This is a genomic window from Pseudomonas salomonii, assembly GCF_900107155.1.
Classification (GTDB): Bacteria; Pseudomonadota; Gammaproteobacteria; order Pseudomonadales; family Pseudomonadaceae; genus Aquipseudomonas; species Aquipseudomonas salomonii.
In genome coordinates this window covers 1-24,784 of record NZ_FNOX01000005.1, presented here as the reverse complement: position 1 = coordinate 24,784, position 24,784 = coordinate 1, and the positions used below count along the sequence as shown (strand labels likewise).

The 24,784-nt window shown below is 60.2% G+C and carries 17 protein-coding genes, 1 pseudogene and 1 riboswitch; of the genes and pseudogenes, 4 read left to right on the top strand and 14 right to left on the bottom strand.

Annotated features, from left to right (window positions below):
* Positions 1 to 139 precede the first annotated feature (139 nt).
* Positions 140 to 309: riboswitch (FMN riboswitch) on the top strand.
* Positions 310 to 423: 114 nt separating this feature from the next.
* A complete protein-coding gene (locus BLV67_RS12525; protein ID WP_069787949.1) occupies positions 424 to 933 on the top strand; it encodes a 6,7-dimethyl-8-ribityllumazine synthase in 510 nt (169 codons plus the stop codon).
* A 132-nt stretch (positions 934 to 1,065) separates the two neighbouring features.
* On the opposite strand, the gene astE is transcribed toward BLV67_RS12525, so the two are convergent.
* The 7 genes from astE to BLV67_RS12490 all read right to left on the bottom strand — a co-directional run bounded on the left by astE (position 1,066) and on the right by BLV67_RS12490 (position 8,971).
* Positions 1,066 to 2,070, bottom strand: a complete 1,005-nt coding sequence (astE, locus tag BLV67_RS12520) for a succinylglutamate desuccinylase (protein WP_065929357.1) — start codon at positions 2,068 to 2,070, stop codon at positions 1,066 to 1,068.
* 11 nt (positions 2,071 to 2,081) lie between these two features.
* Positions 2,082 to 2,372, bottom strand: a complete 291-nt coding sequence (locus tag BLV67_RS12515) for a hypothetical protein (protein ID WP_003214319.1) — start codon at positions 2,370 to 2,372, stop codon at positions 2,082 to 2,084.
* 37 nt (positions 2,373 to 2,409) lie between these two features.
* The gene (gene astB / locus BLV67_RS12510; protein ID WP_069787948.1) at positions 2,410 to 3,756 is read right to left on the bottom strand and encodes an N-succinylarginine dihydrolase; all 1,347 of its coding nucleotides are present in this window, start codon (positions 3,754 to 3,756) and stop codon (positions 2,410 to 2,412) included.
* Between the two features lie 187 nt (positions 3,757 to 3,943).
* Positions 3,944 to 5,413, bottom strand: a complete 1,470-nt coding sequence (astD, locus tag BLV67_RS12505; RefSeq protein WP_167365879.1) for a succinylglutamate-semialdehyde dehydrogenase — start codon at positions 5,411 to 5,413, stop codon at positions 3,944 to 3,946.
* A complete protein-coding gene (astA, locus tag BLV67_RS12500; protein WP_065929360.1) occupies positions 5,410 to 6,435 on the bottom strand; it encodes an arginine N-succinyltransferase in 1,026 nt (341 codons plus the stop codon). The genes astD and astA overlap by 4 nt, the downstream gene beginning before the upstream one ends.
* Positions 6,436 to 6,484: 49 nt before the next feature.
* The gene (gene aruF / locus BLV67_RS12495) at positions 6,485 to 7,504 is read right to left on the bottom strand and encodes an arginine/ornithine succinyltransferase subunit alpha (RefSeq protein ID WP_017138424.1); all 1,020 of its coding nucleotides are present in this window, start codon (positions 7,502 to 7,504) and stop codon (positions 6,485 to 6,487) included.
* Between the two features lie 246 nt (positions 7,505 to 7,750).
* Positions 7,751 to 8,971, bottom strand: coding sequence for an aspartate aminotransferase family protein (locus BLV67_RS12490; protein ID WP_065929361.1), 1,221 nt, complete (start codon positions 8,969 to 8,971; stop codon positions 7,751 to 7,753).
* Positions 8,972 to 9,265: 294 nt separating this feature from the next.
* On the opposite strand from BLV67_RS12490, the gene BLV67_RS12485 reads away from it, so the two are divergent.
* Positions 9,266 to 15,154 carry a dermonecrotic toxin domain-containing protein gene (locus BLV67_RS12485; RefSeq protein ID WP_069787946.1) on the top strand — a complete coding sequence of 1,963 codons (5,889 nt, stop codon included), beginning with the start codon at positions 9,266 to 9,268 and terminating at the stop codon, positions 15,152 to 15,154.
* 75 nt (positions 15,155 to 15,229) lie between these two features.
* On the opposite strand, the gene BLV67_RS12480 is transcribed toward BLV67_RS12485, so the two are convergent.
* From BLV67_RS12480 to acs, 7 genes are all read right to left on the bottom strand, one after another.
* Positions 15,230 to 16,210 (bottom strand): GlxA family transcriptional regulator, encoded by a 981-nt coding sequence (locus tag BLV67_RS12480; RefSeq protein ID WP_056861681.1) that lies wholly within the window; start codon positions 16,208 to 16,210, stop codon positions 15,230 to 15,232.
* A 246-nt stretch (positions 16,211 to 16,456) separates the two neighbouring features.
* On the bottom strand, positions 16,457 to 17,221 hold the full coding sequence (locus BLV67_RS12475) for an ABC transporter ATP-binding protein (RefSeq protein ID WP_065929363.1): 765 nt from the start codon (positions 17,219 to 17,221) through the stop codon (positions 16,457 to 16,459).
* Between the two features lie 27 nt (positions 17,222 to 17,248).
* Positions 17,249 to 18,361 carry a succinylglutamate desuccinylase/aspartoacylase family protein gene (locus tag BLV67_RS12470; RefSeq protein WP_069787945.1) on the bottom strand — a complete coding sequence of 371 codons (1,113 nt, stop codon included), beginning with the start codon at positions 18,359 to 18,361 and terminating at the stop codon, positions 17,249 to 17,251.
* Position 18,362: 1 nt separating this feature from the next.
* The gene (locus BLV67_RS12465; protein ID WP_058422264.1) at positions 18,363 to 19,061 is read right to left on the bottom strand and encodes an ABC transporter permease; all 699 of its coding nucleotides are present in this window, start codon (positions 19,059 to 19,061) and stop codon (positions 18,363 to 18,365) included.
* On the bottom strand, positions 19,058 to 19,747 hold the full coding sequence (locus BLV67_RS12460) for an ABC transporter permease (RefSeq protein ID WP_017138431.1): 690 nt from the start codon (positions 19,745 to 19,747) through the stop codon (positions 19,058 to 19,060). Before BLV67_RS12460 ends, BLV67_RS12465 begins: the two co-directional genes overlap by 4 nt.
* A gap of 92 nt (positions 19,748 to 19,839) precedes the next feature.
* Positions 19,840 to 20,625: an ABC transporter substrate-binding protein gene (locus tag BLV67_RS12455; RefSeq protein ID WP_017138432.1), complete on the bottom strand. Its 786-nt coding sequence runs from the start codon at positions 20,623 to 20,625 to the stop codon at positions 19,840 to 19,842.
* A 695-nt stretch (positions 20,626 to 21,320) separates the two neighbouring features.
* Positions 21,321 to 23,276: an acetate--CoA ligase gene (gene acs, locus BLV67_RS12450; protein ID WP_065929366.1), complete on the bottom strand. Its 1,956-nt coding sequence runs from the start codon at positions 23,274 to 23,276 to the stop codon at positions 21,321 to 21,323.
* A gap of 398 nt (positions 23,277 to 23,674) precedes the next feature.
* On the opposite strand from acs, the gene BLV67_RS12445 reads away from it, so the two are divergent.
* Entirely contained in the window at positions 23,675 to 23,944 is a 270-nt protein-coding gene (locus tag BLV67_RS12445; RefSeq protein ID WP_058422476.1) for a DUF2790 domain-containing protein, read from the top strand.
* 577 nt (positions 23,945 to 24,521) lie between these two features.
* Positions 24,522 to 24,784 (top strand): annotated as a pseudogene (locus BLV67_RS12440) (ribonucleotide-diphosphate reductase subunit beta); the annotation flags it as partial.

Below are 24,784 nucleotides of genomic sequence, written 5' to 3'. Positions count from 1 at the left end.
GGCAAAGCCACGCAATATCAAGCCCCACGTGCATTCAATCGAATACCAACCAAACAAACCGATATAGGTTATCGATACGGCGATCGTGCAGTTTCTGAAAAACCATGTTAAAAACTCTCCGCCGCCAGGGTTCTGGCGGCAACGTTCTCAGGGCGGGGTGCAATTCCCCACCGGCGGTAATTGCACGCAATGTGCATAGCCCGCGAGCGCTTGGCGCCTCGAACTGCTCACGCAGGACGGCGACAAGGTCAGCAGACCCGGTGTGATCCCGGGGCCGACGGTCATAGTCCGGATGAAGAGAGAACGGGATTGGCACCCGAGGGCCGCGCGCTGAACTCATGCCTGCATGACGCCGCTGTTCGTACCCTCGAAATCCCATTCGATTCATAACGCCCTGTTTTTTTCTTAAACAGGAGTCAGAACATGCAACCCACCGCAATCGACAGCAAAAGCAAAAACCACCACGGCGAGCGCGTCGCGTTTATCCAGGCCTGCTGGCACAAGGATATTGTCGACCAATCGCGCAAAGGCTTCCTCGGCGAAATGATCGCCCAGGGCTACCAGGAATCGGACATCGATTTCTTCGAAGTCGGCGGCGCCTTTGAACTGCCCCTGCACGCCAAGCTGCTGGCCAAGACCGGCCGTTACGCCGGCATCGTCGCCGCCGCGCTGGTGGTGGACGGTGGCATCTACCGCCATGAATTCGTCGCCCAATCGGTGGTCAGCGGCCTGATGCAGGTTCAGCTGGAAACCGAAGTGCCGGTATTCTCCGTGTCCCTTACCCCGCACCACTTCCACGCGGGCAGCGAGCACCACACTTTCTTCTATGAGCACTTCGTGCATAAAGGCCAGGAAGCTGCACGTACTTGCGCCGACACGCTGCACAAGGTGCGTGCGATCCGTCGCAGCGAGCCGCGTGCTGTAGCGGTCTAAGCAACAATACAAAACCAATGTGGGAGCGGGCTTGCTCGCGAAAGCGCAGTGTCAGTCAATACATAAATGACTGACAGACCGCCTTCGCGAGCAAGCCCGCTCCCACATTTGGATCCCTGCAAGCCTTAAGATTTAGGCCAGGCCAGCATCCGTGGTCGGCACGATCAATATCCCCGCCCGCAAACCATTCTTGACCTTCGGGTTCGGGAAAATGATGCGCGCGCCCTCCTCCTCGATCACCCAGCGGGTCTTGGCCACGTCCTCGGCCAACAGGTAACCCTTGGCCAACGGCGAGAAGTTTTCCACATCCGCCGGCAGGTGCAGCAGGAACGCATCACTGTGTTTGATCACTTCGCGGGAGACGGCAAACAGTTGCAAGCCATCGAGGCTCCCGGTTTCGGGCTCATTACCCTCGATGATCTGCTTGAGGCGCGTTTCCAGGCGTGACACATCCACGCCCTGGTTCTGCCCGAACGGCCGGGCCTTGCCCAATTCCAGGGTGAAGGCCTCAGCGTCCAGTTGCTCGTAGGTAAACGCGGTGAAGGTGATCGAAGTTTTGTTTTGCAACAAAACCGCCTGCATACCGGCAGCGTTCAGGCGCGCCAGCTCATGACGCGAATGCTGGCGCCCTTCTTTCCACGGGTACAGCGCGAACTGCTCGATCTTCGAACCGCGGATGGCCGTGTGCAGGTCGTAATGCAGGCGCGAACGGCCCGGCAGGCTGAAGAAGCTGCGAGCCAACTGCTCAAGCTCGGCGGCGCGCATGGCCTCCGGGCCGATGTTTTGTTCGTGGCGGCCATTGAACAGCCGATTGACGTCCAGCTCCAGGTAACGCTCGCCGCGGCGCATGGCCTCAGGGTTACCGAACAGGAACAGAATACGATGGCGGGGTTTGATCTCCCCACGGGCGATGCCATGCAACAGGCGGTCGAGCAATTCGATCGGCGCTGTTTCGTTGCCATGGATGCCGGACGACAGCAGCAGGTCGCCGCCGTTGTCCAATGCCAGCGGTGGGCGCACTTCAAGCGCGCCTTCGCTGAGCCAGCGCATCTGCACGCCGTCGACAGTCAGTTGAATTTTTTGCGCCGGTTCACGACCGGCGAGGGTCAGTTCAAGCAGTTTGCCGAGGGCGAGCATAAGCAGCTTCCTTAGTGGTTGCAGCCAGGGCCGTGAACGTGATCGTCGTCATCGCCTTCAACGTCGGCCGGTTCCATTTCCAATTGCAGGCTCATCAGGTTGGTGGCCAGCGGGCGCATCAGCAGGTTGGCGTATTCGGCGTCACCTTCTTCCACGTCTACGCCGATCAGCAGTTGGCCACGGCCGTCGTGCTGGATCCAGATTTCCTTGCCCTGCCACACCACGGCGACGCGGGTGCAGGAGGTTTCCAGCTGGGTGCCGTCGGTGTCTTCAAGGATCAGTTTCAGGGTGTCGGTGGTCATAAATTGTTCTCAGCATAGGGTGTAAAAAGAGGCAGATTTAATTGATCTGGAAAGGATAAACCGAGCCCAGTTTAAGGATTTGCGTCAGTTCATCCAGTGCCGTCCGGCACTCAAGCAGCAATTGCGGGTCAGCCAGGTCGCTTTCACGCAGGCTGTCGCGGTAGTGCTTGTCGACCCATTGGGTCAGGGTTTCGTACAACGGCGCGGTCATGATAACGCCTGGGTTCACCGCCGCCAGTTCCGTTTCATTCAAGGCCACGCGCAAGCGCAGGCATGCCGGGCCACCGCCGTTCTGCATGCTTTGCTTGAGGTCGAACACTTTCACTTCGCGGATCAGCCCGCCGGAGGCGGTCAGGCCTTGCAGGTACTGCCAGACACGCTCGTTGGCGCGGCATTCTTCCGGCACGATCAGCAGCATCGAGCCGTCGGCGCGGGTCAGCAACTGGCTGTTGAACAGGTAGGAACGCACCGCGTCCTCGACGCTGACCTGGGCACGCGGCACACACACCGACTGGAAGTTGCCCCCCAGTTTGCCCAACTTGCCTTGCAATTCGGCAAGCATCTGCTCGGTATTGAGGAACGCGTCCTCGTGATAGAACAGCACTTCGCCGTTGCCCACCGCGATCACATCATTGTGGAACACACCGGCATCGATCACCGCCGGGTTCTGCTGGCCGTACACCACGCCGTCATCCTTCAAGCCGTGCAGGCGTGCAACCGCCTGGGAGGCTTCGAGGGTCTGGCGCGCCGGGTATTTCTGCGGGGCCGGGTAACGGGTGTCGAACGCACTGCGGCCGAACACGAAAAACTCAACCCCGGCCTCACCGTATTCACGGCAAAAACGCGTGTGGTTGGCGGCGCCCTCATCGCCGAACTGCGCCACCGCCGGCAACGCGGCGTGATGGGCGAAGTGCTTGCCATCGGCAAACATCGCCCCCAGCACACGGCTGGTGGTCGGGTGCTCGATGCTGCGGTGGTATTTGCAGTTGAGGTTGGCAGCGGTGAAATGCACGCGGCCGTCCGCGGTGTCGGCGCTCGGGCTGACCGTGGCGGCGTTGGCCACCCACATGCTCGACGCCGAGCAACTGGCCACCAGCAACGGCATGGCGTGCCTGGCGGCTTGCTCGATCACCTGGGCGTCAGTGCCGCTGAAACCGAGGCTGCGCAAGGCAGCCACATCCGGGCGCTCTTGCGGCGCCAGCACGCCTTGCACAAAGCCCATGTCCATCAGGGCCTTCATTTTTTGCAGGCCCTGCAACGCCGCTTCCCTGGGGTTCGAAGACTGCTGGCTGTTGCTCTGGGACGCGACGTTGCCGTAGGACAAACCGCCGTAGTTATGGGTCGGCCCCACTAGACCGTCAAAATTGACTTCACAGGATTTCATCGGCGAGGCTCCACGAACATCTGTTTTTATAGGCATCAAATTACTTGAACACACCACAAATCAACTGTGGGAGCGGGCTTGTGTGGGAGCGGGCTTGCTCGCGAAAGCGGTGGTTCAGTCGCCAGATGTATTGACTGACACACCGTATTCGCGAGCAAGCCCGCTCCCACATGGGCCGCACCCACATTTAGATTAGCGTTACCCCTGGCGTCAGTGTTGCCGGGACCACCAAACTCGGGGTCTCCAGCGACGCCACCGGGTACGCGCAATAGTCCGCCGCGTAATAGGCACTGGCGCGGTGGTTGCCCGAGGCGCCCACACCGCCGAACGGCGCAGTGCTGGCAGCGCCGGTCAGCTGTTTGTTCCAGTTGACGATACCGGCGCGGCTTTCCAGCCAGAACTGCTGGTAGCGCGCTTCGGAATCCGACAACAAACCCGCCGCCAGCCCGTATTGAGTGTTGTTGGCCTCGGCAATCGCACCGGCAAAATCAGCGTAGCGGATCACTTGCAACAAGGGGCCGAACAGTTCTTCATCCTCGCGCTCGCTCACGCCGGTCACGTCGATGATGCCGGGTGTCAGCAAGGCGGCCTGCGCCTGCGGCTGAGTCATTTCCAGCAGCGCTACGGCGCCATTGGCCAGCATCCGTTCCTGGGCGTCCATCAAGGCTTTGGCCGCACCGAGGGAAATCACCGAGCCCATGAACGGCGCCGGCTGTTGATCGAATGCACCGACTGCAATCGTCGCGCTCACCGCCACCAGACGCGCCAGCAACGCATCGCCCCAGGCGCCTTGCGGCACCAGCAAACGACGGGCACAGGTGCAACGCTGGCCAGCCGAAATAAACGCCGACTGAATAATGGTGTAGACCGCCGCGTCCACGTCGGCCACTTCGTCGACCACCAGTGGGTTGTTGCCACCCATTTCCAGGGCCAGGATCTTGTCCGGGCGCCCGGAGAACTGCTGGTGCAGATGATTGCCGGTACGGCTGGAGCCGGTGAAGAACAACCCGTCAATGCCTGGGTTGGCCGCCAGGGCCATACCGGTTTCCCGCGCACCTTGGAGCAGGTTCAACACGCCCGCCGGCAAACCGGCCTCGACCCAGCATTGCACGGTCAGCTCGGCGACTTTGGGGGTCAACTCGCTCGGCTTGAACAATACCGTGTTACCCGCCAACAAGGCCGGGACGATATGCCCGTTCGGCAAATGGCCAGGGAAGTTGTAGGGGCCGAACACCGCCACCACACCGTGGGGCTTGTGGCGCAGCACGGCAGTGGCGTCGCCCAGCGGGCCGTTCTTCTCACCGGTACGCTCGCGGTAGCTTTGCACCGAGATGGCAATCTTGTTGGCCATGCTGGTGACTTCGGTGGCCGATTCCCACAGGGGCTTGCCGGTTTCTTCACCGATGCAACGGGCGATTTCATCGGCGCGGCTTTTCAAGGTGGCGGCGAAGGTTTCCAGCACGCTGATGCGTTCTTCCAGCGGGCGCCTGGCCCACGCTGGAAACGCCTGGCGCGCGGCTTGCACGGCCGACTCAACCTGCTCGGCGGTGGCGCCGTTGCCGGCCCACAACACCTGCTGGGTCACCGGATTGCGCGATTCAAACAGCTCACCCTGGCCAGCCAGCCAGCTACCTGCGATATACAACGAATTCATTATTTCGACTCCCGAGCAGCAGACAACGCAACAGCGCGCACTTGATCACCCACCACCAGTTGCAGGCGTTTGGCGGTATGCGGATCGACCACCAACGTGCCTGCCGCCAGCCGGGCCGGAGCAGCCGTAATGCGGCACTCCTCGCGCTTGCGGTTATGGATCAGGAACGGCGTGGCGTCGTCCCCCGGCGTGCCGATGGCCAACACCAGCGACTGGCTGTCGCGCACCGCACGGATTTTGCTGGTTTCACACTCCACCGCCGGGCCGGCGTCGAAAATATCGACATAGCCCTGGTAGCTGAAGCCTTCACTCTTGAGCATGCTCAGCGCCGGCTCGGTGTCCGGGTGGACCTTGCCGATCACGTTGCGCGCGTCTTCCGACAGGAAGCAGCTGTACAGCGGAAACTTAGGCATCAGCTCAGCGATAAACGCCTTGTTGCCCACGCCGGTGAGGTAATCCGCCTGGCTGAACTCCATCTTGAAGAAGTGCCGGCCCAGGCTTTCCCAGAACGGCGAGCGCCCGGCATCGTTGGACACGCCACGCATCTCGGCAATGATCTTGTTGCCGAACAGCTGCGGGAACTCGGCGATAAACAGCATGCGCGCCTTGGCCAGCATGCGACCGTTAAGGCCGTTGCGGTAATCGGCGTGCAGGAACAACGAGCACAATTCGGAATTGCCGGTGAGGTCGTTGGCCAGAAACAGCGTCGGAATCTCGCGGTAAATGTTCAGTTCCTGGGAGGCGCTGACGGTCAGGCCGACCCGGAAGTTGTACCAGGGCTCACGCAGGCCGACGGCACCGGCGATGGCGGAAATGCCCACCACGCGACCTTCGTCGTTTTCCAGCACGAACAGGTAGTCGGCATCGCCGCGCCCGGCTTCGCCACGGAAGGTTTTTTCCGCCCAGCCAACCCGGTGGGTCAGGCGCTCTTCGTTGGCCGGCAAGGTGGTGAGGCCGGTGCCGGTGCTGCGCGCCAGATCAATCAGGGCCGGTAAATCGCTGCTGCGTACGGGACGAACGATCATGCTATCTCCTCGAACGGGCCGCTGTTGTCAGCCACCCGCGAAACTCTATTTAAACCGCTACCAGACGCACACTCGCGCCTTCGCCAACGCCCAACGCTTCGGCTGCTTCCAGGTCCAGGGTCACTGGCTTGCCCGGCGCGTAGTCCAGCTCCAGCATCACCGCACGGTAATCCTGCAATTGCGCATTGCTCACCAGGTACTGGCGACCGACACCCTTGACCATCTCGCCGATTTTTACCGGCACCACGCGGCTCTGGGCGATCGAGCGAATGCCCGAGACCCGTGCGTGCAACGTCGGGCCACCGTCGAAGATGTCGATGTAGTGGTCGGTCTCGAAGCCTTCGCGCATAAGGATGTCGAAAGTGATCTGCGCACGCGGGTGCACCTGGCCCATGGCTTCCTGGGCTTCGTCCGGCAACAGCGGTACGTAGATCGGGTAATGCGGCATCAGCTCGGCGAGGAAGGTGCGGCTTTTGAGCCCGCACAGGCGCTCGGCGGCAGCGTAGTTGAGGTCGAAGAAGTTGCGACCGATGGCGTCCCAGAACGGCGAGTCACCGTTCTCGTCGCTGTAGCCGACGATTTCGGTCACCACCGAGTCGGCAAAGCGCTCGGGGTGGCTGGCGACGAACAGCAGGCGGCCACGGGAATTGAGTTCCGACCACGGCGAACCGACCAGCGCAGGCTGCACGTAGAAACTGGTGAGCAGGCTGTTGCCGGTGAGGTCGTGGCACTGGGAAAGCACGTGGATCTTGTTGTGGATCTTCAGCTCGCGGGAAGCATGCACGAAGGTCTCGTTACGGAAGCTGTAGAACGGCTCCGAGTAACCGGCCGAGGCGACGATGGCCGAGCAACCGGCAAGCTTGCCGGTCTCGGTGTCTTCGAGCACGAAGAAATAGCTTTCTTCACCGTTGAAACTCACCTCGGCCGCGAAGGACGCTTCGCTGGCGGCGATTTTATCGCTCAGGCGTTCCACATCGTCCGGCAAGGAGGTGACACCAATCGGGCTGTCCGCAGCCAGACGCTGTACCTCGCCCAGATCAGCCATTTGCGCGGGGCGCATCACCAGCATGGTGTCACTCCTTAACTCGAAAAACTCACAGAGGGAAAAATGCCGGACAGGAGGCCTGCTCACCCCATTCTGATGGTGTAAGCAAATCCATGTGGGAGCCGGGCTTGCCCGCGATGGCGGTGTGTCAGTCAGCACAGAGGTTGCCTGTACCACCGCCTTCGCAGGCAAGCCAGCTCGCACATTTGACCCGGTCCGGCCTTTAGAATTTTTGTTCGGCACCCGGATCGCCAGGCGCCGAACGGTCCATCAAGCTTGCGTCAGCGTCTTCACAGCACGTTCGAAGCGGTCCAGGCCTTCGTTGATATCCGCCTCTTCCACCACCAGGCTTGGGGCGAAACGCACCACGTCGGGGCCGGCTTGCAGGATCATCAGGTTTTCTTTTTCGGCCGCGTTGAACACGTCCTTGGCACGGCCTTTGAACGCATCGCTCAGCACGCAACCGATCAGCAGGCCCAGGCCGCGCACTTCGGTGAAAATGCCATATTGCTTGCCGATCTGCGTAAGGCGCGCCTTGAACAGGTCGTGCTTGGCATTCACGCCAGCCAGTACCTCTGGGGTGTTGATCACGTCGATCACCGCCTCGGCCACCGCACACGCCAGCGGGTTGCCGCCGTAAGTGGTGCCGTGGGTGCCGACCACCAGGTGCTTGGCCAGGTCTTCACGGGTCAGCATGGCCGCGATCGGGAAACCGCCGCCCAGGCTCTTGGCGCTGGTGAGGATGTCCGGCGTCACGCCGTAATGCTGGTAAGCGAACAGGTGGCCGCTGCGGCCCATGCCTGTTTGCACTTCGTCGAACACCAGCAGCGCGTTATTGGCGTCGCACAGTTCGCGGGCGCCTTGCAGGTAAGCCAGCTCGGCCGGCAGCACGCCGCCTTCGCCCTGGATCGGCTCCAGCACCACGGCGCAGGTCTTGTCCGACACGGCGGCTTTGAGCGCGGCCAGGTCGTTATAAGGCACGTGGGTGATGCCGGTGATTTTAGGCCCGAAACCATCGGAGTACTTGGACTGGCCACCGACGTTGACGGTGAACAGGGTACGGCCGTGGAAGCTGTTCAGCGCGGCGATGATCTCGTACTTTTCGGTGCCGAAACGGTCGAACGCGACACGACGGGCCAGCTTGAACGCGGCCTCGTTGGCTTCGGCGCCGGAGTTGCAGAAGAACACGCGCTCGGCAAAGGTGGCGTCGATCAGCTTGTGCGCCAGGCGCAGGGCCGGCTCATTGGTGAACACGTTGGAGACGTGCCACAGCTTGTTGGCCTGTTCGGTCAGTGCACCCACCAGCGCCGGGTGGGCGTGGCCCAATACGTTGACCGCGATGCCGCCGGCAAAGTCGATCAGCTCGCGACCGGCCTGGTCCCACACGCGCGAACCTGCGCCACGCACGGGGATAAAGGCGGCAGGTGCGTAGTTAGGCACCATCACCTGGTCGAAATCGGCACGTTGCACCGGGGCTTGCTCAACGGACATCGGAGTCTCCTGAAGAGGAACGCCTGCCTGGAACTGGCGGGCGATGCAGGGATTGTAAGGACAGTTTTCAGTGCGGCCTTGCCGCCAAGCGACAACTTCTTATAGCGCCAACCCGCGTTTTTGGCGGGTTTACGCCAATGCGACAAATAGCGTCGCAATGGCGCAGTTTAAACGCTGCGGCGCTTTGCGTCAGGTCATCAGGTGAAAGGACTGCAACACCCTAACTATCTAAAGTCGCTTGCCCGCAGGCGGCTGGTTTACTGCGAGCCTTCATGACTTGCACGGACCCGCTCCATGACCAATATCGATCTTACCGACACCCGCCTGCCCGATAGCCACTATCAACTGCTGACCCGCGCCCTGCCCACCTGGCTGGGCAATGCCTCTGCCGACAAACGCCAGGCGCTTGCCAAGGCCACACCGCAACGGCTGCTGCAGGGCAGCGCCGAGCAGCGCGCCGCACTCAAGCGGCTGACCGGCGCCCACTGGGCTGCACAAAACAGTGTGGACCAGACATTGCAGCACTTGCAGGACGTCAAGGCGTTTGCAACCCCCCTCCTCGAACAGGCACTGAAAGCCCGTTTTGGCCTGGAACTGGACGTCGAAACCACCTTCGTGCGCCTGTATATCCCCGACCACATTCCGTGGACCTCGATACGCTCCGGCGCCACGCGGACCTGGACGGTCTCGCTGCTCGACGCCGCCCTGCACAACTTCGAACACAAAGAAACACTGGCCGATGCCTATGAACCGGCCTCAACCTTCATCACGCGCCCCTCGGAGAGTGGGCAATTCGACACTTTGCCGCACATAAAGCATGTGTTGTCGATCTCGGCGTTCACCAACTTGTGTCGCGACGTGGACATTGGTGCCCGCTACGCTCGTTACCTTGACGATGCATTAGCGATGGACAACCCCGTTGCCGCCGCCGTACTGCGCCATGAGGTCGACCGCAGCCACAAAACCGCACTGCGCGCAGCGCTGCAACTGGCTCGTATCCACGCAGATATCAGCGATGACTTCGCCACCTTGATCGAAGGGCTGATCGACGGTAAGCCGCACCTCAAGCTCCAGGGGCAGCCTTTGCTCTGTCAAGACTTGCAACTGATGGGGATCCCGCTCACGGGTATCCAATTGTTCGCTCCCAACCTGGAAAATCCCCGCTCGTCCCAACGCCTGGTGGCCTATGTTCCGGATGACCCACAACATCCACTCAAGGAGTATGCCTCGTCGCTGGCCTTCAAACAGGAACTGATCCGACAACTGCGTACCCCTGACTACCAAACCTTTTTCAGCCGCTTTGTGCCCCACTCCCATCGCGGGGAGTTTTTTTCCGGCCTGGGCCGGCGCCTGTCGCGCATTACCTGGCATCCCCCCGTCAAGGGCAGCAGCGAGGCGCCCTGGCGCAGCACACCTACCGACGACCCCAAGTTGCAGTTTGATGCAGTGCCGATCCGGGGCGATGTCTGGTCGCATCTGTTCCAGCGCAAACTCGACAAAATGCTCAACGATGCCCGCACCCTTGCGGTCTCCACTGCCAATGTGGATCGTGAGGCGCGGTGGCGGCTTTGGGACTCGTTCGTCGAGGTGGCTGCCTCGATCTTCAACGCGGCTTTGATGGTGGTGGCGCCCTTCGTCCCCGGGCTGGGCGAGTTGATGCTTGGCTACATGGCCTATCAGCTGCTCGATGAGGTGTTCGAAGGCATTGTCGATTGGGCTGAGGGCCAGGGCAAGGAAGCCTTCGGTCATCTCATGGGCGTGCTGGAGTCTCTGGTGCAATTGGGCGCATTCGCTGCGGGCAGCCATATTGGCCCGGCCGAGTTGCGTAAAGTGCTGCCCAAGGACGTACTCGCCTATATCGACACGTTCAAACCCGTCAGCCTGGCCAATGAGGCCAAGCGTTACTGGAAACCGGACCTGACGCCCTACCAGTGCCCATCCTCGTTACCTGCGCGCCTTGGCATCAACGAGTTGGGCCTGCACGAGGTGCGCGGGGAGACAATCCTGCCACTGGAAAACAAGCTCTACACCGTGGAGAAAACCTCGAGCAGCGAGGTTTACCAGATCAAACACCCGACCCGCCCTGAAGCCTACCGCCCAAGCGTGCAGCACAACCAAGCCGGCGCGTGGCATACGGAACTCGAACAGCCCTTGCAGTGGGACAAACACACACTGTTGCGTCGGCTGGGGCACAGCGCCCAGGACTTGAGCGAAGCCGACCGCGAACTGGCCCTGCACATCAGTGGCACCACTGAACACGCGTTGCGCAAAATGCACGTCAACGGTGAGCGCCCGGCGGCGCTGCTGGACGATACCTTGAGCCGTCTGCGCATCGACCGCGACATCCAACGGCTTATCGAGCAGCTACGCAGCGACGACCCAGCGGCGTACCAACGGATTGATCCTCAAGACACCTTGCAACTATTGACCACCCACGGCTCGTGGCCGCCCACTAAAGCCTTGCGCATCGTCAATGATAAAGGGCAGACCGCCTGGGAGTTCGGGGACAAGAACATGCCGGTGGTTCAGGTATACGAAACCCAGCTGGACAACGGAGACTTGCTGAAAACCGTCTTGCGCGGCCTGACCAGTGAAGAGATCCGCACACAATTCGGCGAGCGCGCCAGCGACCCAGAGCTGAGCCTGGTGCGTCGTGCCCAGCTATTGCGCCACACCCTGGCGGATATTGCCGATCGCCAGCGCACCGCGTTGTTCGAATCGCGGTACGCGACGCTGCAAGCCTCTACCGAACCGCTTACGCAGCAATTGATCAACACCACGCCGCAGTTGCCGGCAAGCGTTGCGAAGACCCTTGTGAGCGAGGCGAGCGGCGCAGAACTTGAAGCCTTGCACGAGCGAAACACGCCCCCGCGCCTGGCCGAATTGGCACGCACGGCCTTGAATGAAGTGCGGCTCAACCGTGCCTATGAGGGTCAGCACCTGAATGCACCGCAGCCTCTGGACACTGATCACCTGGCCTTGAGTTCGTTGCGCACACTACAGGGCTGGTCGGGCGAGGTACAACTTGAGGCCCGTCACCATTCGGCCACTGGGGAGACTTGGCTGCGGGTAGGCCCGGATGACGCGCCTATACATCGCACATTGGTGCGCACCGAAGCGGGCCGCTACCAGCCTCATGATCAACAGGGCGCCCTCTCCAGCGAGACGGACCTGTACTCAGCCATTTTAAGTGCCCTGCCCGATAAGCAGCGTGATCAGCTAGGCCTGGGCATACACCAGGGCGCACAACTCAAGCAGCGTCTGCGCCAAAAGCCGCTGCCACGCAGTGAACTACGTGTACTGCTCACCCCTCAAAGTGAGCCGCGACAGGTCACTGAAACCCTGCGCCTATTGGGCAACGACAATGGCTACCACGCCCAAGCGCCCACGCCGCTGGGCGCTCCAACCCTGCATCAGCGCGCACGTACCCTCTACCCCCAACTCGCCGAACATCAATTAACTGACCTGCTGAACCACTTGCACTCACAGCCTGGTGGCGCGGTCGCCGGCCTGGAAGCGCTGCACATCGAATACCAACAACTCAAACGTGACCTCAATACCTGGCAAGGCAATATTCCCCATCAGGAAGCCGGGAACGGCCCCGTACTAAACCTGCAGCAGCGTCAGTACGAGCAACACAATCGCGCGCACATTGCCCGCGAACTCAAACGTTGCTGGCGAAGGGAATTGCCCATAGATGACTTCTTCGAAGACCCGACCCGTGACGGCCACCGCCTGAACCTTCCTTACCCCATTCGCGGTGAACTGCCCCGGTTATCCGCCAACTTCGATCACGTATCAATGCTGACCCTGGCAGGCAGCAACCACACGCAGGGGGCGCCCGCGTTCCTGGGCTACTTTCCCCGACTGCGCCATCTGGCCGTTGACAGTATCGCGCTGGGTGACGTGCCGCCGGCAGTCTTCCAGATGCCCGCGTTGAACACATTGAGCCTGAGCAACTGCGCAATCACCTTAAAGCCGTTCAGCCAAACCCGGCTCGCCTCGATGACCCAACTGCAAGTACTGGACCTGCATAACAACCCCTTGAGCCGGGTGCCCAGTGTGGAAGCGATGAACGAAATACACACCCTGGACCTGTCCAACACCGGCATCAATCGCCTCCCCCCTGGCCTGCTCAGCCGCAACGAACTGACGGCGGCCTTTCTGAACGGCAACCAAATCAGTGAATTACCTGAGGCCCTGTTCGAAATGCCTGCCCATGCCAGCGTTGCCTTCGACCTGTCTGGCAACCCGCTGTCATCGGCCACCCTTGAGCGTGTCAAAACCTATTACCAGCAACATGGAACTTACTGGCAGGCCGATGCCCCCGCAGTAGATGTACGCGACGCAAAACTGTTATATCCCTCGCTCGACGCCAAGCAGATCAACCAGTTCATCTACAGCCTGCCGGGGGAGCTGGAAGCGGGTAAGCGCGAGCTGGCACGTTTGGCCAGTGAATTGGACACCTTGCAGCACGAGCTCAACCAGTGGAAGCAACAACCGCAGTCGCAGCCACTGGAAACCGCCCGGCGCCGTGAGCTCAATACATTACTTGAGCAAAGCTGGCGCCGGGAAACACCTCAAAACACTCAATTGGTCCATGACCTGGAAATCCCTCAGGCGCTTGCGGGCGAGTTACCCACCCTGAGCGCGCGCTTCAAGCATATTGGCTCGCTGATGATCAAAGGCAGCGGCGGCTCGATGGGATCAACCGCCTTTATCGACAGCTTCCCGGCCCTCAAGATTCTGGACATCGATAACGTTATGCTCGGCGACATCCCACCCTCAGTGCTCAACCTGCCCGAACTGGACATACTGGGGCTGCCACGTTGCTCAATTGCACTGAGCCCCACCAGCAGGGAGGGGCTGCAAGCGATGAACAACCTCAGGTACTTGAACCTGGACCATAACCCTCTGGGACAACCGCCGGACTTGAGTCGCCTGCCCGGCTTGAGCCATGTCTCACTGAAAAATACGGGGCTGACGCAGATGCCCCTTGAGCTGCTGGGTAACCCACCCCGCCAGACGGTGAACTTGAGCGCAAACGGCATTGAGCAACTTCCCGACGAACTCTTTTCCCTGCCGAGTTCATCCACCAGCAGCCTGGACCTTTCAGCAAACCCGTTGACACCCCAGACCCTGGAATCGATCAAACGCTACTGCCAGCGCACCGGCGAAAGCTTCGCAGCCCAGGCACCCGCAGAACAACGCATCCGAGCGCAGCAGCTTTATCCCACGTTCCTGGACACCGAGGCAGACCGGTTTATCTTTCGTCTGCCCGGCGACATGGCGTCAGTCGACCCGACATTGACGCGCCTGAAAGCCGAATACGAACAACTCAGAGACGACCTGCAACTGTGGGTACAGGATGTGCCGGATCGGCACCCGATCCTGGATGTGCCGATTGACGAGCAAACCCGTGCGCAGGACCAGCTGTCGCGGCGCAACTTCAAGACACTGCTGGAAGAAGCCTGGCGACGGGAAAGCATCGAAGACGAAGAAAGTCTGGACGATGAACTGACCCATAAAGTGAATTTGCTCACACCCATACTGGGTGATTTGCCGCAGTTGAACGCCAACTTCAGCCACGTAAGCTCGTTCCATCTGACCGGCAACGGCACCACGACCGGCGTCGACGGCACACTGCGAAGCTTTACCAACCTGCAATCGCTGACGCTCGAAAAGTGTTCCTTGGGCGTTCTGCCTGACTCGATCCAGTACATGCCCAAGCTGTCCACACTTGCAATGGAGGAGTGCGCGATCCGCTTGACACCCGACACCCGCGAGGCGCTGGCGAGCTTGAGCCAACTTGAGTTCCTTGATTTGAGTCACAACCCGTTGGGGCTCGCCCCTGACGTCAGTTCCCAGCACCAACTGACCGCTCTGCACCTGAGCAATGCGGGATTGCGCGAAGTGCCGGAAGGGGTATTCCGTCTGGATCAATTACACACACTGGATTTAAGCAATAACGGGATCAGCGAGATACCGGCGGACTTGCTGCACGCCCCGGCACCGTTCAATGAAGACAGCGACCTGAGCGCTAACCCGTTATCGGCGCCAAGCCTTGCGCGTATGCGTGAGTATTACCAACGCACAGGCATCGACTTCCAGGTTGACGCCGCCACAGTGGATGATCAAGGCAACCCGTTGCCGATGAGTTATCCCGACACGGAAGAGGACTGACGGGCTGTTACGCCGCTGATTACAGCCTTCACGCCGGATGCCAATGGACGAGCAGAAGGGAAGAATGAAAAATGCTCACCCGCGCTCGGAAGGCACCGACGACAACTCAAACGGGCTGCTGCTGCGCCGCTGGTTGCGGTCTTCACGCGGGGTGGCGCCAAAGAAGTTGCGGTAGGCGCTGGAGAAGTGCGGCCCCGAGGAGAAGCCGCACGACAGGCCGATCTGGATGATCGACTTGCTGGTTTGCATCAGCATCTGGCGCGCCTTGTTCAGGCGCAGTTCCAGGTAATACTGGCTGGGAACGCGGTTGAGGTATTGCTTGAAGATGCGCTCGAGTTGTCGTCGCGACACGCACACATGCTGGGCGATTTCGTCGGTGGTCAGCGGTTCTTCGATATTGGCCTCCATCAGCAACACGGCCTGGGTCAGCTTCGGATGGCTGGAGCCCAGGCGGTTTTGCAGGGGGATGCGCTGGCGCTCGCCGCCCTCGCGGATGCGCTCCACCACCAGTTCTTCGGAGACCGCACCGGCCAGTTCGGCGCCATGATCACGGGCCAACACCGCCAGCAACAGGTCGAGTACCGACATGCCACCACAGGCGGTCAGGCGGTCGCGGTCCCAGTCGAACAGGTGGCTGGTGGCAATCACCTTGGGGAAGCGCTCGGCGAAGTCATCCTGCCAGCGCCAATGCACGGCGGCGCGGTAGCCGTCGAGCAGACCCAACTGAGCCAAGGGATACACGCCCGCCGACAAGCCACCAATCACACAGCCAGCCCGCACAAGCTGCTTGAGCGCGCTGCTGAGCTGGGAGGCGATGACGGTCGGCGGCTCATCCGCCAGCAGGAACAGTTTTTGAAAGCCTTCAAGCTTGCCGGCCCATGGCTCGCCCGGCAATTGCCAGTCGCCCTCGGTGCGCGGTTCGGCCTGCAAAAACGACAGTTCGTACACCACGTCCGGATGCACCCGCTGAGCAACGCGCAAAGCCTCCTCAGCCAGCGCAAGCGTCAGGGCTTTTGTGCTGGGCCAAATCAGGAAACCAATTTTATGGGCGGTCATTTAGGGGCTATCCGAAGCGAGTAACAGTAATGAAGACAAGGGCCAATGCTAGCCCGGAAACCAACACAAATCTCAAAACAAATGGAGATCCAATGTGGGAGCTGGCTTGCCTGCGATGGCGGTGGGTCAGATGGCACACCGGTTACTGATATATCGCTGTCGCAGGCAAGCCAGCTCCCACAGGGACGGAAGTCAACTTCCGAGCTGCGAAATATGCACTATTTGAGTGCACAAAAGCAGTCTTGATTATTTCAAGCTACCCGAAAGGAACTGCTGCAACCGCTCGGACTGCGGGTTCACCAGCACTTCACGCGGGTCACCCCGTTCTTCGACGATGCCTTTGTGCAAAAACACCAACTGGTTCGACACTTCACGGGCAAAGCCCATTTCGTGAGTCACTACCACCATGGTGCGGCCTTCCTGGGCCAGGTCCTGCATCACCTTGAGCACTTCGCCGACCAGCTCCGGGTCGAGGGCCGAGGTCGGTTCGTCGAACAGCATCACCTCCGGTTCCATCGCCAGGGCACGGGCAATCGCCACGCGCTGCTGCTCACCGCCGGACATGTGGCCCGGGAACGCATCTTTACGATGGCCCACGCCGACCTTGGCCAGGTAATGCTCGGCCTTCTCACGCGCGTCTTTTTTCGACATGCCCAGCACGTGCACCGGCGCTTCCATCACGTTTTCCAGCGCCGTCATATGCGACCACAGGTTGAAATGCTGGAACACCATGGACAGACGCGAACGCATGCGCTGCAGCTGTTTAGGGTCGGCGGCCTTCATGGCGCCGTCCTTGTTGGCCACCAGTTTCAGCTCTTCGTTATTGAGCAGAATCTTGCCGGCGTGGGGTTGCTCCAGCAGGTTGATGCAGCGCAAAAAGGTACTTTTGCCCGAACCACTGGAACCGATGATGCTGATCACATCACCGGCCGCGGCGGCCAGGGACACGCCTTTGAGCACTTCATGACTGCCATAGCGTTTATGCAGGTCTTGGACTTCAAGTTTGTACATGCGGTCGGTTCTCACAAAAACAGGTGGTCAGTCGTTGAGCAAGCGCCCGTGACGCAGCGCTTCGCGCCCCGCCACCTTGGCCAGCCAGAAACCCGCTTGGGCATAACGTAGCCGTTCAACGGCAAACAACACCCCGGATGTACCCGCGCAGACAATGCTGACGCGGTCGGTCAGAGGGTCAATCACTTCAAAAATCTCATCGCCCGCTTCTACCCGGTCACCGGCTTTACGCAGGTAACTGATCACACCGGCATGGGGCGCAAACAGCAACTCGGTGCCTTCAAACGGCAAGCCTTCGCACGCTTCGTATTGCGGCGCCGGCCATTGGCCGGTGATCAAGCCCTGCTCGGCCAGGAACGCGAGGATGCCTTCGGCGTGGAAAATCGCTTCATCACGGCCGGTGTCGGCCTGGCCGCCCAATTCCAGGGTAGTCGCCAGGCACGCCAGCGGAACCTGTGCCTCGGGGAACGCCTGGGACAGACGCAACCACGGCAGCGAGCACGCCTCATCAAACGAACTGCCGCCGGAGTCTTCCGCCAGCAGGCCGACCTTCACATTCAAATGCGCCGACAACGAGCGCCACTGCGGCCAGTGCTGGGGCAACGCATACATGTGCAACGCGGCTTCGGCGTCGCAATGCAGGTCAAGGACGATATCGGCAGTGCAGGCGTGGCTCAGCAAGATGCGCTGCATGCCTTGCAGCTGACTGCTCGGCGCGGGCAGTGCGTTGAGTGCGTCGGTCATCGCCTGGCGGATCATGCGCACATTGGCGTGCGGATCATCGCCCAGCTTGCCCTTGAGCAACTCGGCAACCGGCGCGCTCAGTTCGACGAAATCACGGTTGAAGTTCTTGCCGCTGCCCACCTCGAAACGCCCCTGGTGGCTGCCTTGCAGCAACTGGCCCAGGCCCATCGGGTTGGCCACCGGCACCAGCTCGATCACGCCGTTAAGCGCGCCTTGCTGTTCCAGTTCGGTGAGGCGCTTTTTCAGCTCCCACGCCGCGCGCATTCCGGGCAATTCGTCGGCGTGCAGGCTGGCCTGGATATAGGCCTTGCGCTCGCCAGTGCCGAAACGAAAGACGCTCAGTTGGCGTTCACACCCCAGGTGGCCCCAGGGCAACAGGTGATCGATACGTTCCATATCAGTGCTTCCGTGGAGCCAGGTAGCTCAGCCAGCGGCGCTCGGCCAACTTGAACAGGCGCACCAGGATAAAGGTCAGGCACAGGTAGAACACGCCGGCGGTGATATAGGCTTCGAACGGCAAGTAGTACTGGGCGTTAACGGTGCGTGCAGCACCGGTGATGTCGATCAAGGTGACGATGGACGCCAGGCTGGTGGTCTGCAGCATCATGATCACTTCGTTGCTGTACTGCGGCAGCGCGCGGCGCAGGGCCGACGGCAGCAGGATGCGGCGGTACAGCTTGTAGCGCGACATGCCCATGGCCTTGGCCGCTTCGATCTCACCGTTGGGCGTGGCCTTGAGGCTGCCAGCGATGATTTCGGCGGTGTAGGCGCTGGTGTTGATCGCAAACGCCAGGCACGCGCAGAACGTGGCGCTCGACAGCAGCGGCCACAGGAAGCTTTCGCGCACGGCTTCGAATTGCGCCAGGCCGTAGTAGATCAAAAACAGCTGCACCAGCATCGGCGTGCCGCGGATCACGTAGGTGTAGAGCCAGGCCGCACCGTTGATGACCGGCTGCTTGGACACGCGCATCAAGCCCAGGGGCAAGGCGGCGAGCAGGCCGAAGAACAGCGAAATGGCCAGCAGTTTCAGGGTGGTTGCCAGGCCGCCAAGGTACAGCGGCATGGCTTCCCAGATGACGTTGTAGTCGAAGATCATAGATCAGCCGCCCTTACGCCTACCGAGTAGCGCTTCTCAAGATAACGCAGGGCCAGCAACGATACGCTGGTGATCACCAGGTACATCGCCGCCACTGCGAGGAAGAAGGTAAAAGGCTCACGGGTGGCGTCTGCCGCCTGTTTGGCCTTGAACATCATGTCTTGCAGGCCCACCACCGAGATCAGCGCGGTGGCCTTGGTGAGTACCAGCCAGTTGTTGGTGAACCCGGGGATCGCCAGCCGAATCATCTGCGGCACCATCACCCGGAAAAACACCTGGAAACTGCTCATGCCATACGCAAGGCCGGCCTCGGCCTGGCCCTTGGGAATGGCCATGAAGGCGCCACGGAAGGTTTCCGAGAGGTAGGCGCCAAAGATGAAACCCAGGGTGCCGATACCGGCGGCCAAGGGGTTCAAGTCGATATAGTCGTCATAGCCGAGCATCGGCGCGACGCGGTTTAACAAGTCCTGGCCGCCGTAGAAAATCAGCAGAATCAGCACCAGGTCGGGGATCCCGCGGATCACCGTGGAGTACAAGTCACCCAGCCAAGCCAACCAGCGCACCGGCGACAGGCGTAACGCGACCCCGATCAGACCCAGAACAATGGCCAAGGCCATGGACGACAAGGCGAGCTGAAGCGTCAACCATGCGCCATCGAGGATGACAGCCCCGTAGCCGTTCAACATGATTCAGGTCCTCGAAAAGGGGGATGAAAAAATGGCGCAAACTTCAGAATCTTCTGTTGCTTGCGCCATTCTGGACAGACAGCTGCGACGAGTTACTTAGGGTCAGCGCCGTAAATATCGAAGTCGAAGTATTTGTCCTGGATTTTCTTGTATTCGCCGTTGGCACGGATCGCAGCGATGGCCGCGTTGATCTTGTCCAGCTCGGCCTTGTCGCCTTTGCGTACCGCGATGCCAATGCCGTCACCGAAGTACTTGGCGTCGGTGAACTGTGGGCCCACAAACGCGTAGCCTTTACCGGCCGGGGTTTTCAGGAAGCCGTCTTGCAGCAGGGTAGCGTCAGCCACGGTGCCATCGAGGCGACCGGCTTCCACGTCCAGGTAGATTTCGTTCTGCGAGCTGTAAGGCACCACCGTGACACCTTTAGGGGCCAGGACTTCCTTGGCGAAACGATCGTGGATCGAACCGCGTTGCACGCCGATTTTCTTGCCTTTGAGTTCATCCAGGCTGTCGCTGACGGTGGTGCCTTCCTTCATCACCAGCTGCGCCGGGCTCAGGTAGTAGCGGTTGGTGAAGTCCACGGACTTCTTGCGGTCTTCAGTGATGGACATGGACGACAGAATCGCGTCGATCTTGCGCACTTTGAGCGCAGGGATCAGGCCGTCGAATTCCTGCTCGACCCATACGCACTTGACCTTCATCTCTGCGCACAGCGCGTTACCGATGTCGTAGTCAAAACCGACGATGCTGCCATCCGGCGCCTTCGAGGCAAACGGAGGGTAAGCCGCTTCAATACCAATTTTCAGAGGCTTTTCATCAGCGAAGGCCTGCATGGACAGCACGGACAGCGCCAGGGCGCCCAACAGCACAAGTTTCTTCATCTTGGGACTCCATCGGTATGGGGCAAAAAGCAGAATGAGCCGTGGCCCACGATGCGACTTAAGTGAAACCGAATAGCGGTGCTGCGTCCTACCCCGAATTGATACAGGAGACGACGAGCGAGTGATCGGCATTCTAACGACAGGCCGGAAGCCGATATTTCCTCAATGCGACAACAATTTACAGAAGCACCGAGAAAGCGGTTCCAGCTTATTGACAGCCTCTGATTTTTATGCAGAGACAAAAGATATAAAACCTGATGATGCTGCAAATTGCGGGCCTATTATTCGCAAACCCTTCTAGCACGGCAAGTCTGGCGTTTAATCTTATTTGTGAGGGTGTCTAAAACGCGGGTTTTCGGGGCATGGGCGTAGCGCATTGCCTCAGGCTTGGGCGTGAGGTTACACATTTAGGCTGGACGGTAACATTCAGAAACTTCCTGCGAGAGAAACCGATATTTATTGGCTTGGTGGTTATGCCGGGCCGTCAGACACCACTGATTCCGGCCATGAAATACATTCCAAATGTGGGAGCGGGCTTGCTCGCGAATGGGGTGGGTCAGCTACATCTCTGCTCACTGATCCACCGAATTCGCGAGCAAGCCCGCTCCCACAGGGGATTTCCATCGTCTTCGATCCCCACAAAAAAGCCCCACCCGGCTCACGCCAAATGGGGCTTTATCTGACCCAAGCCCGCCTTACGCGACGTTCATGGTCTTGTGCGTCTCAATCAAATGCGCCACCACACCTGGGTCGGCCAGGGTGGAGATATCCCCCAACCCGTCATACTCAGCCGTGGCAATCTTGCGCAAAATCCGGCGCATGATTTTCCCCGAACGCGTCTTCGGCAAACCCGGTGCCCACTGGATCACATCCGGCGAGGCAATCGGCCCGATCTCTTTGCGCACCCAGTTTTTCAGCTCCAGGCGCAGCGCTTCGTTCGGCTCTTCACCATTTTTGAGCGTGACATACACATAGATGCCCTGCCCCTTGATGTCATGGGGCACCCCCACCACCGCTGCTTCAGCGACTTTCGGGTGAGCAACCATCGCGCTTTCAATCTCGGCGGTGCCCATACGGTGCCCGGAGACGTTCAACACGTCGTCCACCCGCCCGGTGATCCACCAGTAGCCGTCTTCATCGCGACGCGCACCGTCGCCGGTGAAGTACATGCCACGGAAGGTCTTGAAGTAGGTGTCGACAAAACGGTCATGGTCGCCATACAGCGTGCGCGCCTGGCCCGGCCACGAATCGAGGATCACCAGGTTGCCTTCGGCAGCGCCCTCGATGATGTTACCGAGGTTGTCCACCAGCGCCGGCACCACGCCGAAGAACGGGCGTGCCGCCGAACCCGGCTTGAGCGCGTGAGCACCCGGCAGCGGGCTCATCAAGGTGGCGCCGGTTTCGGTCTGCCACCAGGTGTCGACGATCGGGCAACGGGATTGGCCGACGTTCTTGTAGTACCAGTCCCAGGCTTCCGGGTTGATCGGCTCACCCACCGAACCGAGCAGGCGCAGGCTGCTGCCATCCACACCTTCACAGGCAGCGGTGCCCGACGCCATCATCGCGCGGATCGCGGTCGGTGCGGTGTAGAGGATATTGACCTTGTGCTTGTCGACGATCTTGCCCACCCGCGTGATATCCGGGTAGTTCGGCACGCCTTCAAACAGCAGCGTGGTCGCGCCATTGGCCAGCGGGCCGTAGACAATATAGGTGTGGCCGGTGACCCAGCCGACGTCGGCGGTGCACCAGTAAATTTCGCCTGGGCGGTAGTCGAACACGCGTTCGTGGGTCAGGGCTGCGTACAGCAAGTAGCCGCCGGTGGTGTGCTGCACGCCTTTAGGCTTGCCGGTGGAGCCCGAGGTGTAAAGGATGAACAGCGCTTCTTCGGCGCCCATCTCTTTAGGCGCGCACACAGTGCCCGCCACTTTCATCAGGTCTTCGTACCAGATGTCGCGATGCTGGTTCCACTTGATGTGGCCATTGGTACGCTTGCACACAATGACTTTCTGGATGCTGCTGGTTTCCGGGTTGGTCAGCGCGTCGTCGACGTTGGCCTTCAGCGGAATCTTCTTACCGGCGCGAATGCCTTCGTCGGCAGTGATCACAACCTTCGACTTACAGTCGATGATGCGACCGGCCAGCGCCTCCGGCGAAAAACCGCCAAACACCACGGAGTGAATCGCACCGATGCGGGTACAGGCCAACATGGCGACCACGGCTTCGGGGATCATCGGCATATAGATAGTCACCACGTCGCCGCGGTGCACATCCTGGCCGCGCAAGGCGTTGGCGAACTTGCAGACTTCTTCATGCAGCTCGCGGTAGGTGATGGTGCGGCTTTCGGAAGGGTCATCGCCCTCCCAGATGATCGCCGCCTGATCACCACGCTCGGCGAGGTGGCGGTCCAGGCAGTTGTAGGAAACGTTGAGGGTGCCGTCGGCGAACCATTTGATGTCGACATGGTGGTCGTCGAAAGAGGTCTGCTTGACCGCGGTGAAAGGCTTGACCCAGTCAAGGCGCTTGGCTTGCTCGCGCCAGAAGCCATCGGGGTTGACCACCGACTGCTGGTACATGGCCTTGTAGGTCGCCTCGTCGGTCAGCGTGTTGGCTGCTACTTCGGGGCGAACGGGGTACAGGGAAGCCGCACTCATCTTTCTTACCTCGGTGACATAGTTGTTGTTGTATGGCCCCTGTTGTAGCCGGGGCTGCCCCATAGAACCATTCGACGATGGTAGTAACAAGCCCCTACAAAATGCCCTGCTATGCCCTTTCAGGGCTCTGGCCCACGGCCTGCGCGGCTTTGGCGCCTGATGAAAAAACCTTTACTACGGGATTGTTACAAAAACCGCCAATAGTGTTTATCAAAAGCACGGGTATATGAATATAACCCGCAGGCCTAAAATCAACTCCGCCAACAAGGCAACGTGATTAACACCGTAACAGCCCCCACCAAGGCAACGTTAATCCGAACTTCCCAACTCTTAAGTTACACACGCGGCCTCATAAGGGCCCCGTGACCCCTTTCGCCCTGAAGAAGGTAAATACACAAATGAAAGCGTTAGTAGTTTTGGCCCTCAGCAGCTTGTGCGCCACCGCCGCCCTGGCCGACGAAGCCCCGACTGAGCTGGCCGGACAGAACCCACCGATCGTTGAAGACTACACTTACAGCACACACTTGGATGTGGCCAAAGTATTGTCCATGAGTAACATCCCGGATGTCTGCAACGTTGTACCGGTACAAATGGAATATGAAGACTCGCAAGGTCAGCGGCATATTCTTAATTATCAAGTGATGGGCAATGGTTGCTCTAACGGGTAATAACTTTTTCAGAAAGATTTAAACCCGGATCTTGGTCGCCGCAAGAAATCGTTCTTGCGGCCAAGAACCGCCCTCTGGCCCACCGCCCACCCAATGTGGGAGCTGGCTTGCCGGCGATGGCGATTTCGGCCTCACACACCCGCCAAAGCCCGCCACACACCCACCTCCCCCAGCCCTACAAAAACTATCCCACCGCCCGTCAAAAAATTCCTACCCCAGCAAAGCCTTGCAAACACACGCTCCGGCCGAAAACCACACCATTTTGGCCCTCCATCGTGACCATCCGCCGCAACACAAAGCCGATTTTTTCCCTATAATGCGCGGGTAAATCGGGCCTGCAATATCCCTTTACAGTGGGATGAAGAGCCAGACCTGAGGCCTCCGCGCGAGCCTGCATCTGTTGCTGCGCACCTCAAGCCTCAAGCAGAACCCGTAACCCTATTCCGTTTAATTGCCTGCGCGAGCTGTTGCAACAAACGATTCCTTAAGATCCACCGCGGCCTCTGGGCCGTGTGAACACCCAACCATCCGGTTTCACACGGGCACCTTTGAGCCCTCACGCAGGAGACGACACGTCATGCTGAGCTGGGACGAATTCGACAAAGAAGAAGAAGGCGAAGTAGCCGCCAAAGGCGCCAACGCCGGCCACGCCACCGAAGCCAACATGGACCGCCTCGACGGTGCCGGCGCTGCCGCCGCCATCGAAGCCCGCGCCGTCACCGCCAGTGACTCCGCCGCCATCGTGCGCGCCAAGGCCGCCCTGGACAAACTCGACGTCGCCGAAGGCCTCGCCGAACTCGAAGGCTCCGCCGCCCGCGTCGCCGTCGACGAAAAGCGCAT